Source organism: Streptomyces sp. NPDC050997 (assembly GCF_040660135.1).
Taxonomy (GTDB): Bacteria; Actinomycetota; Actinomycetes; order Streptomycetales; family Streptomycetaceae; genus Streptomyces.
Map to the genome: position 1 here is coordinate 333,035 of NZ_JBFAGK010000002.1, position 15,879 is coordinate 348,913.

At 68.2% G+C, this 15,879-nt stretch carries 18 protein-coding genes and 3 pseudogenes; 7 read left to right on the forward strand and 14 right to left on the reverse strand.

All coding sequences use genetic code 11. The annotated features are described in order from the left end of the window. Positions 1-214 precede the first annotated feature (214 nt). Positions 215-637, forward strand: coding sequence for a hypothetical protein (locus AB0H86_RS04620; RefSeq protein ID WP_362432892.1), 423 nt, complete (start codon positions 215-217; stop codon positions 635-637). A gap of 44 nt (positions 638-681) precedes the next feature. On the opposite strand, the gene AB0H86_RS04625 is transcribed toward AB0H86_RS04620, so the two are convergent. Both AB0H86_RS04625 and AB0H86_RS04630 read right to left on the reverse strand, forming a co-directional pair. Further along, complete coding sequence (locus AB0H86_RS04625) at positions 682-2,133, reverse strand: ATP-binding protein (RefSeq protein WP_362433676.1); 1,452 nt, start codon at positions 2,131-2,133, stop codon at positions 682-684. 72 nt (positions 2,134-2,205) lie between these two features. Continuing rightward, positions 2,206-2,454 (reverse strand): annotated as a pseudogene (locus AB0H86_RS04630) (ATP-binding protein); the annotation flags it as partial. A gap of 4 nt (positions 2,455-2,458) precedes the next feature. On the opposite strand from AB0H86_RS04630, the pseudogene AB0H86_RS04635 reads away from it, so the two are divergent. Both AB0H86_RS04635 and AB0H86_RS04640 read left to right on the forward strand, forming a co-directional pair. Continuing rightward, positions 2,459-2,629 (forward strand): annotated as a pseudogene (locus AB0H86_RS04635) (Scr1 family TA system antitoxin-like transcriptional regulator); the annotation flags it as partial. A 3-nt stretch (positions 2,630-2,632) separates the two neighbouring features. After that, positions 2,633-2,821: a DUF397 domain-containing protein gene (locus AB0H86_RS04640; RefSeq protein ID WP_362432895.1), complete on the forward strand. Its 189-nt coding sequence runs from the start codon at positions 2,633-2,635 to the stop codon at positions 2,819-2,821. A gap of 27 nt (positions 2,822-2,848) precedes the next feature. Here AB0H86_RS04640 and AB0H86_RS04645 read toward each other — a convergent pair whose 3' ends face one another. Further along, a complete protein-coding gene (locus AB0H86_RS04645) occupies positions 2,849-3,214 on the reverse strand; it encodes a PH domain-containing protein (RefSeq protein ID WP_362432898.1) in 366 nt (121 codons plus the stop codon). 203 nt (positions 3,215-3,417) lie between these two features. Between AB0H86_RS04645 and AB0H86_RS04650 the strand changes: the two genes are divergently transcribed. After that, positions 3,418-4,764 (forward strand): polysaccharide lyase family 1 protein, encoded by a 1,347-nt coding sequence (locus tag AB0H86_RS04650; protein WP_362432901.1) that lies wholly within the window; start codon positions 3,418-3,420, stop codon positions 4,762-4,764. Between the two features lie 76 nt (positions 4,765-4,840). Here the strand turns inward: AB0H86_RS04650 and AB0H86_RS04655 are convergent, their stop codons facing one another. The 4 genes from AB0H86_RS04655 to AB0H86_RS04670 all read right to left on the reverse strand — a co-directional run bounded on the left by AB0H86_RS04655 (position 4,841) and on the right by AB0H86_RS04670 (position 8,316). Next, a complete protein-coding gene (locus AB0H86_RS04655) occupies positions 4,841-5,704 on the reverse strand; it encodes a histidine kinase (protein ID WP_362432903.1) in 864 nt (287 codons plus the stop codon). Between the two features lie 21 nt (positions 5,705-5,725). Then, positions 5,726-6,337, reverse strand: coding sequence for a hypothetical protein (locus AB0H86_RS04660; RefSeq protein WP_362432906.1), 612 nt, complete (start codon positions 6,335-6,337; stop codon positions 5,726-5,728). Positions 6,338-6,348: 11 nt separating this feature from the next. After that, a complete protein-coding gene (locus AB0H86_RS04665; protein ID WP_362432908.1) occupies positions 6,349-7,779 on the reverse strand; it encodes a hypothetical protein in 1,431 nt (476 codons plus the stop codon). A gap of 69 nt (positions 7,780-7,848) precedes the next feature. Further along, positions 7,849-8,316, reverse strand: a complete 468-nt coding sequence (locus tag AB0H86_RS04670) for a hypothetical protein (protein ID WP_362432910.1) — start codon at positions 8,314-8,316, stop codon at positions 7,849-7,851. An 84-nt stretch (positions 8,317-8,400) separates the two neighbouring features. Here AB0H86_RS04670 and AB0H86_RS04675 point away from each other — a divergent pair. Continuing rightward, positions 8,401-8,595, forward strand: a pseudogene (locus AB0H86_RS04675) (pectate lyase); the annotation flags it as partial. 178 nt (positions 8,596-8,773) lie between these two features. Here the strand turns inward: AB0H86_RS04675 and AB0H86_RS04680 are convergent. The 5 genes from AB0H86_RS04680 to AB0H86_RS04700 all read right to left on the reverse strand — a co-directional run bounded on the left by AB0H86_RS04680 (position 8,774) and on the right by AB0H86_RS04700 (position 12,251). Further along, positions 8,774-9,709: a hypothetical protein gene (locus AB0H86_RS04680; RefSeq protein ID WP_362432913.1), complete on the reverse strand. Its 936-nt coding sequence runs from the start codon at positions 9,707-9,709 to the stop codon at positions 8,774-8,776. Then, positions 9,706-9,927, reverse strand: coding sequence for a hypothetical protein (locus AB0H86_RS04685; RefSeq protein ID WP_362432915.1), 222 nt, complete (start codon positions 9,925-9,927; stop codon positions 9,706-9,708). Before AB0H86_RS04685 ends, AB0H86_RS04680 begins: the two co-directional genes overlap by 4 nt. An 88-nt stretch (positions 9,928-10,015) precedes the next feature. Then, the gene (locus AB0H86_RS04690; RefSeq protein ID WP_362432917.1) at positions 10,016-10,633 is read right to left on the reverse strand and encodes a Uma2 family endonuclease; all 618 of its coding nucleotides are present in this window, start codon (positions 10,631-10,633) and stop codon (positions 10,016-10,018) included. Positions 10,634-10,682: 49 nt separating this feature from the next. Beyond that, complete coding sequence (locus tag AB0H86_RS04695; RefSeq protein ID WP_362432920.1) at positions 10,683-11,546, reverse strand: helix-turn-helix domain-containing protein; 864 nt, start codon at positions 11,544-11,546, stop codon at positions 10,683-10,685. A gap of 231 nt (positions 11,547-11,777) precedes the next feature. Beyond that, positions 11,778-12,251 carry an ATP-binding protein gene (locus AB0H86_RS04700; protein ID WP_362432922.1) on the reverse strand — a complete coding sequence of 158 codons (474 nt, stop codon included), beginning with the start codon at positions 12,249-12,251 and terminating at the stop codon, positions 11,778-11,780. 156 nt (positions 12,252-12,407) lie between these two features. On the opposite strand from AB0H86_RS04700, the gene AB0H86_RS04705 reads away from it, so the two are divergent. Next, complete coding sequence (locus tag AB0H86_RS04705) at positions 12,408-13,286, forward strand: helix-turn-helix transcriptional regulator (RefSeq protein WP_362432924.1); 879 nt, start codon at positions 12,408-12,410, stop codon at positions 13,284-13,286. Further along, the gene (locus tag AB0H86_RS04710) at positions 13,283-13,495 is read left to right on the forward strand and encodes a DUF397 domain-containing protein (RefSeq protein ID WP_362432927.1); all 213 of its coding nucleotides are present in this window, start codon (positions 13,283-13,285) and stop codon (positions 13,493-13,495) included. The genes AB0H86_RS04705 and AB0H86_RS04710 overlap by 4 nt, the downstream gene beginning before the upstream one ends. Positions 13,496-13,523: 28 nt before the next feature. Here AB0H86_RS04710 and AB0H86_RS04715 read toward each other — a convergent pair whose 3' ends face one another. After that, a complete protein-coding gene (locus tag AB0H86_RS04715; RefSeq protein ID WP_362433679.1) occupies positions 13,524-14,000 on the reverse strand; it encodes a hypothetical protein in 477 nt (158 codons plus the stop codon). A gap of 122 nt (positions 14,001-14,122) precedes the next feature. Beyond that, positions 14,123-15,838, reverse strand: coding sequence for a methionine--tRNA ligase (gene metG / locus AB0H86_RS04720; protein ID WP_362432929.1), 1,716 nt, complete (start codon positions 15,836-15,838; stop codon positions 14,123-14,125). Positions 15,839-15,879 lie beyond the last annotated feature (41 nt).

Sequence of the window (15,879 nt, forward strand, 5' to 3'; positions counted from 1 at the left end):
TAGGCGCCCGGGGTGACGGCACCCCGGGCGCCCGCGTACGACCGGCCCGTCGGGCCTGTGGCCGGACATGGCCGTCCGGTGGCCGGGCGCTCTCGGGACCCTCATGGGCGCCGCACAGATTTATCGCGGGGGAGGCACAGAGGCAGGCGGTCTCATGGGGTACACGAAAGCCGTACGACTCGCGTACGACCCTGAGCCGCCGGAGGTGGAAACCGTGGCATTCGCAGTCCTGCTCTCCCTGCTGCTGATCGCAGGTGCGGTGGGCGCGGTCGTCGCGCACCGCCGTGCCCGCCGGTCGGACGCCCTGTCCGACCTGGACGAGGAGGCCGAGGCCAACCGGTGGGTGGTACACCTCGGCGGCAGCCTGTCAGCTCTCGACGTGCGGACCCTGGCACGCGCCGACCGTCACGCGGTCCAGTCCCTGACGGACGCCACCGAACGACTCCGCACCGCCCGCGCCCAACTCGCCACCGCCCACTCCGGTGCGGAGTATGCCCAGGTGAAGCGCACGGCTGTGGAAGGACTCCAGCACGTCCACGAGGCCCGGACCGCCCTCGGGCTCGACAGCGACCAGCCGGCGCCGGTGCTGGGGCAGGAGCGGCGGAGTGACGCGCGGGGTCTCGCCAGGTCGGGGTGAGCGGCCTTCGCTGTCCGGCGGTTGTGGTCCCGAACCTCAGGGCTTCAGGCCCGCCAGGCGGAGACCACGTTCCGCGCACTCCACACCAGCTCGACGCCGGCGTCGGCCATGGGCCCCGTCGTACCGGAGAGGGACACCACGGCAAGACCGGTGGAGCCGGGGACGAAGCCGGGCACTTGGGCGGCGCCCGTCTGCAGGGCGGCCAGGTCGTGATGGTCGAACGGGGAGGAGAGCCACTTCACGGAGCCGGCGAAGTGGAGGGTGTGCGCGACGGGGTCGCGGTCGGCGCCGATCAGGTCGATCTCCGGGGAGAACCTCCGGTTCCACCAGCCGCCCACCACCGCGGTGTCCGGCCAGGGGAAGTCCCCGGACGCGGCGGCCAGTTCCAACGCTTCCCGGATCAAGGGCTCGACGGCCCTGCCCCGCCAGGCGGCCCAGCGTCGTACGACGAGCCGGTACGCGGACTCGGGGCGGCCGCGTCGTGACAAGGCCTGCGCGGAACGCATGGCGGCCAGGTAGAGGCGGAGGTTGCTGTCCGCCACGCGGTAGAGGGCGGGCTTGCCCGGGCTGGTGGACAGCGGGGTGTCGGTGGCGAGGACCCGCTTCTCCTCGGTGAGCCGTCGCAACAGGGGGGACAGTATCCCCGACGGCAGCGCACCACTCTGACTCCCTGCCGTCGCCGCGATGTTGGCGTGCGTACGGTCTCCGCTGCCCACCGCCTCCAGTACCCGGCGGGACTGGTCGGGCGCGGGAAACTCGGCCATGAGTGCCGCCTCCGGGACGCCGAAGAGCGGGGAGGCCGGGTCCGCGCACTCCGCCTCGATGAAATCGAGCGCCGGGGTCGCCTGCGGCCACGCACGCAGAATCCCCGGCAGGCCTCCGGAGACGAGATGCGCGTCGATGGCATCCGACGCGTCCAGCCCCAGTGCGTCCCCGGTCTCGGCCGGGTTGAGCGGCCCGAGGACCAGGCTGTCGGCCCGCCCGTAGAAGGGCCGGTCGTACGCGGTGAACCGCTCCATCATGTGCAGGTCGCTGCCGAGCAGTAGCAGGAGCACGGGTCTGCCGGCCAGCAGTCTGTCCCAGGCTGTCTGCATGGCCCCGTCGAACACGGGGTCCTGCTCGGCCAGCCAGGGCAGCTCGTCGAGGACCACGACGCTGGGCGAGTCGGGCAGGACGGCGGCGAGTGCGCGAAAGGCATCAGGCCAGTTGATCGGGGCGCTTTTCGGTACCAGTTCCGGGTCGGCCGGGAGGGAGGACTCTCTCAGCTCGGCCATGAAGTCGGCGATGCCTTCCCGTGGGGAGGCGCCCTTCGTCGCGGTGAAGAAGACGTACGGCCGCCGGGCCCGATCGCAGAACTCCTGCACCAGCCGCGACTTCCCGACCTGCCGCCGCCCCCTCATGGCGACGGCCACCCCGGCACCGTCCGATGTGACCCGGTCGAGGCGCTTGCGGAGGAGGGCCAGCTCAGCCTGGCGGCCTACGAAAGGGGTGGGCATGAGACCTCCCGAGCAGGAACAGTTATGTAGATTCATTCTACGTAGAATGAATCTACATAACACGCGCAGTTTCGCAACCAGGAGTCCGCACCACACGTACTTTCCTCGGTTCCCGTGTCTCGACAGCGGCTGCCAGCCCCATACGTCGGCGCAGGCGCGGACGAGGGCGAAGCCGCGGCCTTCTTCGGCGTCGGTCAGGCACGTCAGCTCGCCGGGTGGCTCGGGTGGTTCGGGGTCCGCGTCCCACGCGCCGATCCGCAGGATGCCGGCCGACCAGCGGACGCGCAGGGCGGCGGGGCCCTTGGTGTGGCGTACGGCGTTGCCGCGTGTGCCCGCGCTGGACACCGTTCAGCGGGACACGCCGTACGGTTCGGCCTTCCTGGACGCCGCTGCCCAACTGCAATCCATGCGAACACTCTTCCGTAAGGTGGAGTCGGCGTCCCTGGATCACTCGAGGTCGCGCGACTACATCCACCGGTTGGCGAAGGAGCTGTGAGACATGGCTGAGTGGCAGAAGTCCTCGTTCTCCGGCGGAGCGGACGGCAACGAGTGCGTCGAACTCGCCCACGGCCAAGCCTCGTTGCTCCTCCGTGAGAGTGACGATCCGGTCCGGATACTTTCCGTTGGTCCCACGGGAGTGGCCGCCCTCCTGGATCACCTCCGCGACGCGACACCGCCCGGGCGGTAGTGCCCGGGCGGGTCGAGACGGTGGCGGTTACCGCGCCACGAACTGCGTGAGGATCGCCTGCACCTCGTAGATGTCCACGCCCTTGGTGAAGGTCTTCTCGATCGGCACCGAATTGCCCGACACCCAGATCTTCAGCTCGGCGTCGAGGTCGAAGGTGCCGGCCGTCTCCACCGCGAAGTGGGTGATGCTGCGGTACGGGATGGAGTGGTACTCCACCTTCTTGCCGGTGATGCCCTGCTTGTCGACCAGGATCAGTCGGCGGTCGGTGAACAGGATGACGTCGCGCACCAGTTGGAAGGCGGCCTGTACTCCCTCACCGGCGCCCAGCAGACGGGCGTAGTCCTGCTGCGCCTGACTCGGGTCGACGGTGTGCGCGTTTCCGAACATTCCCATGTAAATCCCCCCACTTGGTTGGCGCATGTGGCCGGGCGCGTTCCGTTTCGCCCGGCTTCACATGATCTTCGTGCTGTATACCGTTCGATGGGCAACTGTGTACAGAGGGACGGGAGATGTGATCGCGAACGGCAACCCTTCTGAGGTCCGCGGCCACTGACGGGGTGACAGCACGTCCCACCCACCCGTAAGGACCCTCCTTCGTGGCAACCCCCTCCCACCGCCGGTCCCTTCGCAAGCGGCGCACCCTCGTGGTCTGCTCCGCCGCCGTCGCGGCCGCCGGTCTCGGCGCCTCCTTCCTCGTGATGAACGCGAACGCGGAAGCCGTCGACCTGTACCACCAGAGCCTCGCCGCGAAGGACGGCTGGGCGTCCTCCGGCACCGGAACCACCGGCGGTACGAAGGCCGACGCCGCGCACACCTTCACCGTCAGCACGCGCGCGCAGCTGGTGAAGGCGCTGGGGTCGGCCTCCGACACCACCCCGCGGATCATCAAGGTCAAGGGCACGATCGACGCCAACACCGACGACGCCGGCAAGAAGCTGACCTGCGCCGACTACGCGTCGGGCACCGGCTACTCGCTCTCCGCCTACCTGAAGGCGTTCGACCCCGCGAGCTACGGCACCTCGAAGCTGCCGTCGGGCACCCAGGAGACGGCGCGGGCCGCCGCCCAGAGCAAGCAGGCGAGGAACATCGTCTTCAAGGTGCCGGCCAACACGTCCGTCGTCGGTGTCCCCGGCACCAAGGCGAGCATCACCGGCGGCATGCTCCAGATCCAGAACGTGGACAACGTAGTCGTCCGCAACCTCACCTTCGCCGCCACCGAGGACTGCTTCCCGCAGTGGGACCCGACCGACGGCGACGACGGCAACTGGAACTCCAACTACGACTCCGTCACCCTGCGCGGAGCGACCCACGTCTGGGCGGACCACAACACGTTCACCGACGCGCCCCACCTCGATGGCGCCAACCCGACGTACTACGGCCGCGAGTACCAGATCCACGACGGCGCCCTCGACATCACCAAGGGCTCCGACCTGGTGACCGTCTCGCACAGCCAGTTCACCAACCACGACAAGACGATGCTGATCGGCAGCAGCGACACCGACAGCGTCGGCAAGCTACGCGTCTCCATCCACCACAACGTCTGGAAGGGCATCGTCCAGCGTGCGCCGCTGGCCCGCATCGGCCAGATCCACATCTACAACAACTACTACGACGTCACGACCCTCAACGGCTACGCGACGCAGTACAGCATCAACTCCCGCGCCAAGGCCCAGGTCGTCGCCCAGAACAACTACTGGAAGCTCCCGTCGGACACAAAGGTCGCCAAGCTGCTGAGCGGCGACGGCACGGGGTCCGTGGCGGGCAGCGGAAACCTCGTGAACGGGACGGTGACGGACGTCGTTGCGGCCTACAACGCCGCCACGTCGAAGAAGCTGAAGACGACCGTCAACTGGACCCCGACGCTCGCGACCGGGCTGGAGTCCTCGGCGAAGAACCTGCCGACGTCGCTGGGGACGACGACGGGGGCGGGCGTTCTGCAGTAGCGCATGGGTGAGGGGCTCCGGTGTGATTTCCCGGGGCCTTTGCGGCGTCTGCCGGGCAGGCCGTCCGCAAGGCGGTTCATGCAAGGCGCATGACGTTGTTCTCCGATGCCGCGTGCCCGAGCTCACCCTCGTCGGGCAGGAGGCCGGTGATCCGCGTCCAGATCGTCTTGGCATCCACGCGGACGAGCCTGAAGGTGCTTGTCGGGGTGATCCGCTCCGCGGGCACAGGCTCGGTCGGCAGCTCCCGCAGCCAGTAGCCGAGGGGGCCGCAGTCCCAGACGGCGAAGCCGCGCGTCTCCACACCGTCCTGGCCCTCGTGGCTGGCCTGCCAGGCCGAGGTCAGGCGCCAGCTCGAGCGGAGTTCGGAGATCAGGTCGACGACGAGCGTCAGCGCCGGTTCGCCGAGGCCGACGCCCGTCGCGAGGGCCCGGCGGATCGCCTTGCGCTCGTCGTCGGCGGACCGGACGAGGCCCTCGCCTTCCAGGACCGCGAGACCCGCCTCGATGGTGCTGATGGTCGTCTCGACGGCGGAGAGAGCCGTGTCCCGACCGGCCGGGGACTGCTGGAGGTTCACCATGTCGGCGAGCTTCCAGACCAGCATCTTCGGCGCGACGCAGGAGTACTCGGCCTCGGTCACCCCCGGCCACGCCTCGTGTGCGACGACGTGCTCCTCACCGATGAGCATGCCGTGGTGCAGCTTGCCCTGCCGGCCGGCGGCCTCCAGCGAGATGACCACCCCCGGTGTGAGGACGGTCTTCATCAGCGGCAGCAGCAAAGGGGACAGCTTCCCGGCCTCATCGATCAGACCGCAGTCCAGCAGTTCCTTCCGGGCCGCCGCGAACTCGTCGGGCACCGCGTCCCCCGCGGCCAGTTCGGACAGCACGATCACATGCTCGTCGGCCAGCCGGAAGCGGCACCGGGAAATGTCGAACGAAGGCATACACACTCACTTGGTAGTGGCTCAGGACTGGGCATCGGCCCAGAAGTTGAAGATCCTTGAGAAGCCCGCCCGTACGGCGCCGCGCCGCGTCAGCACGGACCGGTCGACTCCGGAGAAGACAACCGCGAGGGAGACGTCGGCGGGCAGGACCCGGCCCGCCGCCTGCATGGTCACCTTCCTGCCGCTTCCAAGACCCGACTGCCGCACCGTGATGACGACACCGGGGTCTTCGGCATCGGGCTGCCGGGACAGCGTGTACGCCCGGCGGTTGATCGCCGTGAGCCTGTACGCGTCGCCCAGATACGTCATGTGCAGGGAGCGCCCCCGGTGCGTAAGCGCCCACCGGTTCCGGCTCGTTCGCACGAGCCCGTCGCCCACCCGGAGCGTCGCGCGGTTGAGGGTCGGCATCGCCAGGACGTCCGTGTGCACGCCACGCGTCTCGAACGTGGCCGTGGGGATCAGAGCACCGCGCACATCCGTGACGATCGAGTTCGGCACGTCCCGACCCGCCGGATACACCACCTGGATGTCGCCGAGCTCCGGAGAAGTGCCCTCCCAGCCGAACTTCGTTCGCCCGGTGGGCTGCTTCTCCTTCCAGTACGCGAGTGTGAAAGGGCTGATAGTCGTGTGCATGTCGTCCCTCGCTAGTCGAACGGGTTGAGGGCGCTGCCCAGCTTTTTCGCCTCGCCGGCGATGCCGTCCTTGATGTCCGAGGCCTTGTCGCCCATCCAGTCCCCGGCCTTGTCGATTCCGTCGCCGATGGCCTCGTGGTTGTCCCAGATCAGGCAACCGGCGTACACCACGCCTGTGCCGACCGCCAGGCCGGCCGTGACCGGATTGGGCGCCACGGTCAACGCGGTCATCGACGCGCTGAACGCCGTTCCGCTGAGGTCGCTGGCGAACTTCGAGGGATTGGCCTTGATCATGTCGGTGTCATACGTGGCGAGGTTCGCCACGCCGTACGCGGTCGCCGCGACACCGCCGACGACACCCGCGCCCCGGATCCATCCGGCGGCCTTGGCGGCGTTCGCGAGGCCGCCGTTCTGCGCGACCTTGGCCAGGTTGGCCTCCGCCGCCGACGGCATGAAGAAGGAGCCGTTGCGCATGTATCCGCCGAACATGGCTGCTTCGTCGGACCCGGTGAGGGCGTTGACCATACCGGGAGGAACCTTGCCCAACAGGCTTCCGGGCGCGGCCCCGGCCATGCGGTTGTTGATGAAGGTGTTGAGGAAGGTGCCGGGCGCGGTGATGTCCTTGCCCTGCTTCAGGTACTTGAATAGTTTCCAGGACCCGCCCAGGGTTCCGCCGGCCGAGGCGGCGAACGCCGAGGCGGTGATCGTGCCCTTCTGGACGGCGGCGAAGAGTTCCGCGAGCCTCCTGCTGCCGGTTGCCTTCTCCACGCCATCCTTTTGGAGGCGTTGGAGATAGTCGTCCAGGGTCTCGCCGTCCCGCATCGCCAGCGAGGCGAGCTCCATGCGCTCCTGCTTCTGCTGGTCGTCCAACTTCGCGACCTTGTCGGCATTGCCGTTGAAGCCGCCCGGCGTGCCGTCGTTCTTGCCGTCGCCGCTGTCCTTGACAACGGCGACGAGGTCCTTCTGGAGGTCCTGGTCGGCGTCGTCGACCGCCTTGACGCAGGACTTGATGTAGTCGGCCCAGGATTGCTCGCTCTCCCGGACGCTCTTGGCGTAGTCCGGGTCGTGGTGGAGGGCGTTGCGCTCGCTCTCGGTGGCCCTCTCGTGATCAAAGGCGACGTTGCCCTGCTCGGAAACCTTCATGCCCGCCTTGATGGCGTCGGCGCGTGCGGTCTCCAGTTGATTCTTCAGTTCGACGAACTGGGCGTGCGCGTTCAGCAGCAGTGTCGCCGTCGCTTTCGCCTGGGTCTGGGCGGCCTGGTACTCGTACCGGGTTGCGGCGAAGTTCATGGAGGCCGCGTTCGCGCTCTCGCCCTGCCAGCCGTCGCCCAACGTGATTTTCTGGACGCTGTCCCGGTAGCGCTTCTCGACCTTCGCGAATTCTCCCGCCATCGACGTCCACTTGTCGGCAGCGGTGGAGAGCTTCCCGAAGTCGGTCGTCATGGCTTCGTGATAGGTGAGCATGCTCATTCCCCTGGGGCGCTTCGGAGTCGTGTAGTGGCCTGCGGTGGCTCACTCGTAGCCGTTGAACACGGACGGCGTCTTGACTCCGGCGATGTCGTCGCGGCGGCCGATGTCGACTCCCGTCAGGGTGGTGACGGTGTTCCTAAGGCCGTCTCGTTCGTTGCCCAGGCGGCCCATGAGCGTCTTCACCTGCCCGTCCCAGGCGGTTTGCACCTTTTTCAGCGCGGTTGCGGTCGCCCATCCGCTGAACGCGCTGACCACCTTGCCGTTGGCCTCGTCTGCATGTTCGGCCGCCTTCTTGGTACTGGTCAGCAGCTCGTTCTCAATGGTGCTGGCGGCGGCGTTCTTCTCGGCCGGCGTCGACACGAGCATCGGCGTGCCGCCGGGGACCGGGCCGGCCTCGGGAAGTCGGTTCAATCGCATGGCCGTGGAGCGCCGTTCGGCCGCTTCGGCTCGCAGTTCGGCCCATTCCTCATCGAAGCCCATGACGGGCCACCCCCCGATGCTGGTGATCACGACTTTGCGTTCCCTTTGCGTATCCGACACCGTAGCGCACCAAAATCGATCACGCGGAAGCTCGGCTTCGGTTCCCGCCGGCACGGATCCGTGGCAGGCAGCGGAAACCTCGTGAACGGGACGGTGACGGATGTCGTCGCCGCCTACAACGCCGCGTCCTCGAAGGACCTGATGACGACGGTCGACTGGACCCCGACCCTCACGACCGGGCTGGAGTCCTCGGCGAAGAACCTGCCGACCTCACTGGGGGCGACGACGGGGGCGGGCGTGCTCCAGTAGCACACGAGACGCGCGAGGGCCGGGTGACCACGAGCCCCCCGGCCCTCGCGTCCCAGGGAGCGTGCACATGCGAAGGGGACGGGTGTGCGGAGGCGGCGAGTGACGGTGTTCGCGGTTCAGCCGGGGCAGCGCCCCCTGGCGGACTGTCCCCGGTGACGGTCCGGGAGAGAAGGCACGCCTACGGACCGAGTGAGAGTGACGTCTGTTCGGGGGCCGCTCCGAGGTACGTGTATTCCGTGGACCGTGCGATGCCCATGGAGTCCAGTTGCTGGCGGAAGCGGACCCGGAAGTGGACGTTGTCCCCGAGGCCGGGGCGCATGCGCAGCAGTTCCGCGGGCTCCTCGAAGCGGACGTCGTAGGCGGGCGCGTTCTTGGCCGTGCCTGTCTTCACTTTCACCAGGCCGCTCTCGCGCAGTTCCGTGATGCGGCCGGAGATGGTGATCTCCTGGTCGCGGTCCCTGGTTTCCCGGAGCCGTTTCACGTAGTTCCTGCCCCGCTCTGTCAGTCGGGCGCGGCGCATGTGGCCGTCGGCGTCGTACCAGGTCACGCCGAGGTCCAGTGCGTACCGGCTCAGTGCCCTGGACACCGCTTCGACCGCGTCGAAGAGCCTTGCCCATTCGCGGATGTCGTGCTCCGACTCCAGAGCGTCGAGCAGCGTGGTGAGGGCGCCGAGGCCCGTGGAAGCGGCGGAAGTGGCGGGGGCGTCCAGGGTGTCGGGTTCGCCGGAATCGACAGGGGCGGTGACGGGTCGGGCGTGCACGACAGTGCTGCCTGTGGAGATCCCCGTGAGTTCCAGTTGTACTGGAGTGCCCGCGGCGACGGAGACCATGTGTTCCACGGGTTCGAGCAGCGCGTCGCCCCACTGGAAGCGGAGAGCGCCGCCGTCGGTGTCCGGCCCGGTCAGTCGGAGCTGAAGTTCCTCGTCGAGCCGGGCGTCCGGCGCGTACTCGCGTGCCGCGGCCAGCCGACTGGCCCGGTGTTCTGCCTCGATCTCCTCGTCGTCCCGGTCCTCTGTGCCCAGCATGCCGAGGAGACGTGCGGCGCGCTCAGCCTCGGCAGAGTCGTCGTCTTCCCGGAGCGCGCGCCTGCGCTCACGCCAGCTGTCGCCGGTCACAGTCGCACCTCCAGGTAGCCGCGTGCCGGGGCGGCACTCTCTTCGGACGGTGAGCGGTCGTTCCGGTCGGGCAGTCTGCAGCGCTGCCACCAGTCGTCCCACACACCCCGTTGCGTGAAGTATGTCCGTTCGTCGGACGTGAAGCGCTCCGGCTCGAAGATATGGGCAACGGGCTGGTACCCGATGCGAAGCGGCGAGACGCCGAACTTCTCTCTCATCCTGGTCCGACTCTGGAAGGCGGTGGTCAGCCACTTCGACCCGGGCTTTCCCCGTACGACGCGCTCGGGCTGTCCAGCTGGCTGTGCCTTAGTGTCCGGGGCGCTCGCTCTCTTGGCTCCTGTACCGAGGCAGCCCGTTGGTCGAGATCGTCCAGTCGGCGATGGTGACGTCTTCGCCGTAGACGAAGTTCTTGCGGGTGGCGTAGCGGGGGCCGTCGGGGGTGGGGTGGATGCCGGTCAGGACGGCACCCGTTCCGGTGCGGGGGTCGAAGATCGCGTAGACGGGGACGCCGATCAGGGAGTAGTCGCGCAGTTTGGTCACCCAGTCGTTGTCGGGGTTGGACCGGGAGACGACCTCGATGGCGGCGATGAGGGTCTGCGGATCGAAGGAGCCCGGGACATCCATGTCCGCCCAAGCGATCACCATGACGTCGGGGCGGCGCATGATGCCTTCGAGTTCGGCCTCGACGTCAGGCCTCCCTGTGTGAGCGACCAGGTCTTCCGGCATGACCCTCTCAAGGCGTTTTCGAAGGTGCAGCGTGGTCAGCTCGTGGGGACCGACGGGCTCCCTCATGTCGTGGACGATCCCTTCCCGGGTGATCTCGAACTTGCCCGGGAGGGTGTCGTCCATGACCTCGAGGAAGTCCCTCATGGCCCGGTATTGACGGGAGGCGCCCTGCTGCGCGTTGTCCGGGGCGACGGTCATGGCGCTCGCTCCTCGTCTGTGCCCAGGGGCAAGGATCGTCACGTTCATGCTAGGCAAACTCGGGGAGATCGGATCGGCAGTCGTGGCAGCGGCCGGGTCCGGGGTCACGGAAGCCGCGGTCGCAGCCGTCGCAATTCCGAAGCGGGTGCCGGACGGCCGGTGGCGGTGCTGGAGCTCGGAACGGGGGCGGGGGTGGGAGCTGCTCGGCCAGGCGGTGGGCCAGGAAGGCGGCCGGGCGGTACAGGGGCTCCTGGGGGAGGTTCGTGGTGAGGGCGTGGCGTACGGCGGTGGGGGTGAGGTCCCGTTCCATCCAGGCGGCGACTCCGGGTGCGAGGTGCTCGGCGTCGGAGGCGGAGAGGAGGAGGCGGGGGTCTTCGCGGCGGAGGCCGGCGAGGAGGTCGGTGGCTGTTTGGAGGAGGCTGGGGAAGGGGTTCGTGGGTCTGGGGACCAGCGGGAGTTTCTTGCGGGGTGGACGGTTGTCCGGGGCGGGCCGTCGGGTGGGTGGCCTGGTGGTGTCGGGTGCCGTGCCTTGGTGGCCGGGCTGGTTGCAGGAGACCGTGCGGGTGACGATGCGGCCCGTCTCGGTGCGCACGCGGGTGCGGCGGAGGTAGCCGTGGGCTTCGAGTTCGCGCAGGGCGGCGGCGATACGGGTCGTGCCCTCGGGGAAACGGGCGGCGAGGGTCTTGATGTCGGCGGGGGCGCCGGCGGGGAGGGACTGGATGTAGACCGCCAGGCCGATCGCGAGTCCGGACAGCTCCGGGTGCTGGGCGAGGTGGTTGCCGATCACCGTGAAGCGGGTGGTGTGGCGGGCGTTGTCGTGGACGACGCCGGAATGAGGGTGCCTGCGGGGGTGGTTTTTGCCCGGGATACGGGACTGGGCGCGCGGGGGCGCGCTAGGGTTTTCGGTGTCCATCAGGAAGCTCCGAACTTCCTCGGTGGTCAGGCCCTCGCAGTGGGATTGCAGTCCCGGCGGGGGCCGTCGCATGTCCTGCCGCATGTCTGCGGTCGTGCTCTGTCGCGCTGAGCGTAGGGCAGGCAACCCGTCGCAAACCTAGCCGAGTTGGGCATATTCACTCGGGCGAGTGAGTTTGCGCTGCGGGCGGGAGGGGTGGGGCTTGGTGGGGTTCTTTCTCTCTCGTGGTTCTTAGAAAAGACCGCCGGTCGCACCGGAGCACGAAGCCTCATGCTCCGGTGTCTGAAGATTTAGTTCGGCCCAGACGGTCTTGCGTGGGACAGGGCCTGGTTCGACGCCCCAGCGGTCGGCGAGTGCCTCGACGAGGAGGAGTCCGCGCCCTGATTCGGCCTCGGCGGACGGGTGTTGAGGGCACGGGAGGTCGTCACCGCGCGTGTCCGTCACCTCGATGCGGAGGACGTCGGCGGTGGCGTGGAGGACGAGACAGAAGTCCCGGCCGGGGAGTCGGCCGTGGGTGGCGGCGTTCGAGGCGAGCTCGGCGACGAGGTGTGCGGCGGTGTCGGTCAGGCCGGTCGGCAAATCCCAGGTGCGCAGCCACTCCGTGGCGAGGAGGCGGGCGAGGCGGGCGCCGCGTGGAGTGGGGGACAGAAGCACGCTGAAGTGACGGGTGGGGGAGCCGAGTTGGGTGGACTTTTTCTGGTTCACATCACTGAGCGTGGCGGTCCGTGCCTACCGTGAGTGGTGACTCGTGCGGTACGTACCGTGACTGTCCGGAGTTTGTCCGAGGCTGTCTGGGCTGTCGGCACGGGCTGTGCGGGTACGGGGCGTTGCGGCGCGGACGGACGACGGAGGGGGCGCGGGATGCAGCAGGTGAACGGCGACACGGGTCGGCTCAAGGGCGAGGCGGACGAGCCGGGCTGGGAGGTGGACCCAGACGACGACTGGGGTGTGGCGGTCGTCGCGACGGTGGGTCGGCAGTTGAAACTGCGGCGCGAGGCGAAGGGGATGCGGGCCGCCGAGTTCGGGGTGGCGGTGGGGTACGGGGAGGACATGGTCTACAAAATCGAAGGGGGCAAGCGGATCCCTCAGCTTGAGTTCCTGGACAGGGCGGACGAGGTGTTGGGGGCGGATGGGCTGATCTCGGCGATGAAGGAGGACGTGGCCAGGGTCCGGTATCCGAAGAAGGTTCGGGATCTGGCGAAGCTGGAGGCTCAGGCAGTCGAGATCGGGGTGTACGTCGGGCTCAGTGTTCATGGGTTGTTGCAGACGCCTGAGCATGCTCGGGCCCTGTTCGAGGCGCGGCAACCGCCTTACGCGGGCGAGGAGGTGGAGCGCTTGGTGGCCGCCCGAGTGGAGCGGAAGTCTGTCTTCGAGCGGTCTCCCATGCCGGTACTCAGCTTTGTCCAGGAAGAGGCGGCACTGCGTCGTCGCATCGGAGGGACAATGGCGCGACGCCGACAGCTCGAACACCTGCTGGAGGTGGCGCAGTTGCGCAACGTGACGTTCCAGGTGATGCCGACGGAAACGGATGCCCACCCTGGCGTGGACGGCAAGATCGAGGTGCTGAAGTTCGCGGACGGCACAGCGGTGGGTCGCTCCGACGGCGCGTACGGTGGCCGCCCGACCTCCGACCCGAAGCAGCTTCGGATCTTGGAAATGCGGTATGGCATCATCCGGGCTCAGGCTCTCACGCCGGGGGAGTCACTCGCTTTCATCGAGCAGGTGCTGGGAGAGACATGATCCGCAAAGCCACTGCCGGGGACGCCGCCTCTGAGCTGCGGTGGTTCAAGAGCAGCTACAGCGATGGCACCGAGGGAGACAGCTGCGTCGAGATCGCGATCGCTCAACGCGCGATCCACGTCCGCGACTCCAAGAACATCGGAGGCCCTCAGCTCGCGCTCACGGCTGACGCGTGGGCAGCCTTCGTGACGTACGCGTCGGGAAGCTGACGGCAACCGCCCGACTCGAGGCGCCGGCTCAGGTCACGTACCGCCCGTCCCACGGTTCGGCGAATTCGAGGCGGTCGGGGTAGAGCTCGGCCCAGGACTCGCCCTCCGAATCGCGGATCACCAGGCCGAAACGGACGCCGTCGACGGTGACTTGGAAGGGGCGGACGGCGATGTGGGTGTAGGAGCGGCGGGGGAGGCTGCGCAGGAGTTTCGCCAGGTGGATCCGGGCGCGGCCGAGGACCGAGTCGTCGCCGATCGGGGCGCGCTGCTGCTCGGCCCAGGTGCCCGCGCACCAGATCTCCGAGTCCCGGTAGTGGCCCTCGGCGTCGAAGGTGTGGAGCACCGTGTAGAGGCGCTTCTGCTCTTCCCAGCCCTCGTCGGGACGGAACCCCTCGGGGAAGGCATACGTGATCGACGCCAGAAACTGACCGTCCGCGTACCGGCCGATGCTCTCCGTGTGGCTTCTGGGTACGTAAGCGATCGGAATGACCTCGGGAACTGCCATTGCCATGGCGGAAACCATACGGTCTGGCGCGGACGTCATGGCAGGGGGTATGGGGTATGGGGTATCGAGAAGGGCCCGGGAAGTGGCGCGTTTCCCGGGCCCCTACGTTCTTCCGGCCGGTGTTACGCCGGCTCGCCGCCGAAACGCTCCTTGTACGCCGCCAGGTCCTCGTCTGTGATCTTCGCGAAGAGAACGGGCGGGACTGTGAAGGGGGTGCCGGCGGGAACCGAGGTGAGAGTGCGGGCCTCGTCCGCGGTCACCCAGGTCGCGGTGTCGTCCTTCAGGGCGAAGGCGCCGCGCATGGCCGCCGCGGATGTCGGGATGAAGGGCTCGGAGACCACCGCGTAGAGGTGGATGAGGTTCATCGCCGTACGGAGGGTGAGGGCGGCGCCGTCCTGGTCGGTCTTGATCTCCAGCCAGGGCGCCTTCTCCTCCAGGTAGGAGTTGCCCGCCGACCACAGGGCGCGCAGGGACGCGGCCGCCTTGCGGAACTGGATGGCCTCCATGTGGCCCTCGTACTCGGTGAGCAGGCGCGCGATCTCCTCGCCCAGCTTCGTCTCCGCCTCGCCCGGCTCCGCGCCCGCCGGGACCTCGTCGCCGAAGCGCTTGCGGGAGAAGGACAGGACGCGGTTGACGAAGTTACCGAGGGTGTCCGCCAGGTCCTTGTTCACCGTGGCCGTGAAGTGCTCCCAGGTGAACGACGAGTCGTCCGACTCGGGGGCGTTGGCCATCATGAAGTAACGCCAGTAGTCGGCGGGGAGGATTTCGAGGGCGTCGTGCGTGAAGACGCCTCGCTTCTGCGAGGTGGAGAACTTGCCGCCGTAGTAGTTCAGCCAGTTGAAGGCCTTGATGACGTCGACTTTCTTCCATGGCGCGCGGGTGCCCAGCAGGGTCGCCGGGAACATCACGCTGTGGAAGGGAACGTTGTCCTTGCCCATGAACTGCGTGTAGTGGACGTTCGCGTCCGACTCCCACCACCATGAGCGCCAGTCGCGGTTTTCCGGGTCCTGGTCCGCCCACTCCTTCGTCGAGCCGATGTACTCGATCGGGGCGTCGAACCAGACGTAGAAGACCTTGCCCTCGGCGGCCAGGTCCGGCCAGGTGTCGGCCGGGACCGGCACACCCCAGTCCAGGTCACGGGTGATCGCCCGGTCGTGCAGGCCCTCGGTGAGCCACTTGCGGGCGATGGAGGAGGCGAGCACCGGCCAGTTGTCGGCGCGCTCGTCGACCCAGGCCTCGACCTCGTCGGCCAGGGCCGACTGGAGGAGGAAGAGGTGCTTGGTCTCGCGGACCTCCAGGTCGCTGCTGCCGCTGATCGCCGAACGCGGTTCGATCAGGTCGGTCGGGTCCAGCACACGCGTGCAGTTCTCGCACTGGTCGCCGCGGGCCTTGTCGTAGCCGCAGTGGGGGCAGGTGCCGATGATGTAGCGGTCGGGGAGGAAACGGCCGTCGGTGACGGAGTACACCTGGCGGATGGCCCGCTCCTCGATGAAGCCGTTGGACTTCAGCTCGCGGGCGATCTCCTGCGTGATCTCGTGGTTCTGCTGGGACGAGCTGCGGCCGAAGTAGTCGAAGGCCAGGTTGAAGCCGTTGTAGATCGCCTTCTGCTGGTCGTGGGCCTGCGCGCAGAACTCCGCCACCGGGATGCCCTGCTCCTTCGCCGCCAGCTCGGCCGGGGTGCCGTGCTCGTCGGTCGCGCAGATGTACAGGACGTCGTGGCCACGCTGGCGCAGGTAGCGGGAGTACACGTCTGCCGGGAGCATGGACCCCACCATGTTGCCCAGGTGCTTGATTCCGTTGATGTACGGAAGGGCGCTGGTGATGAGGTGTCGAGCCATCGGGGGCTGCTCCCAAGTCGGTCGTCTTACGAACCTTGAAA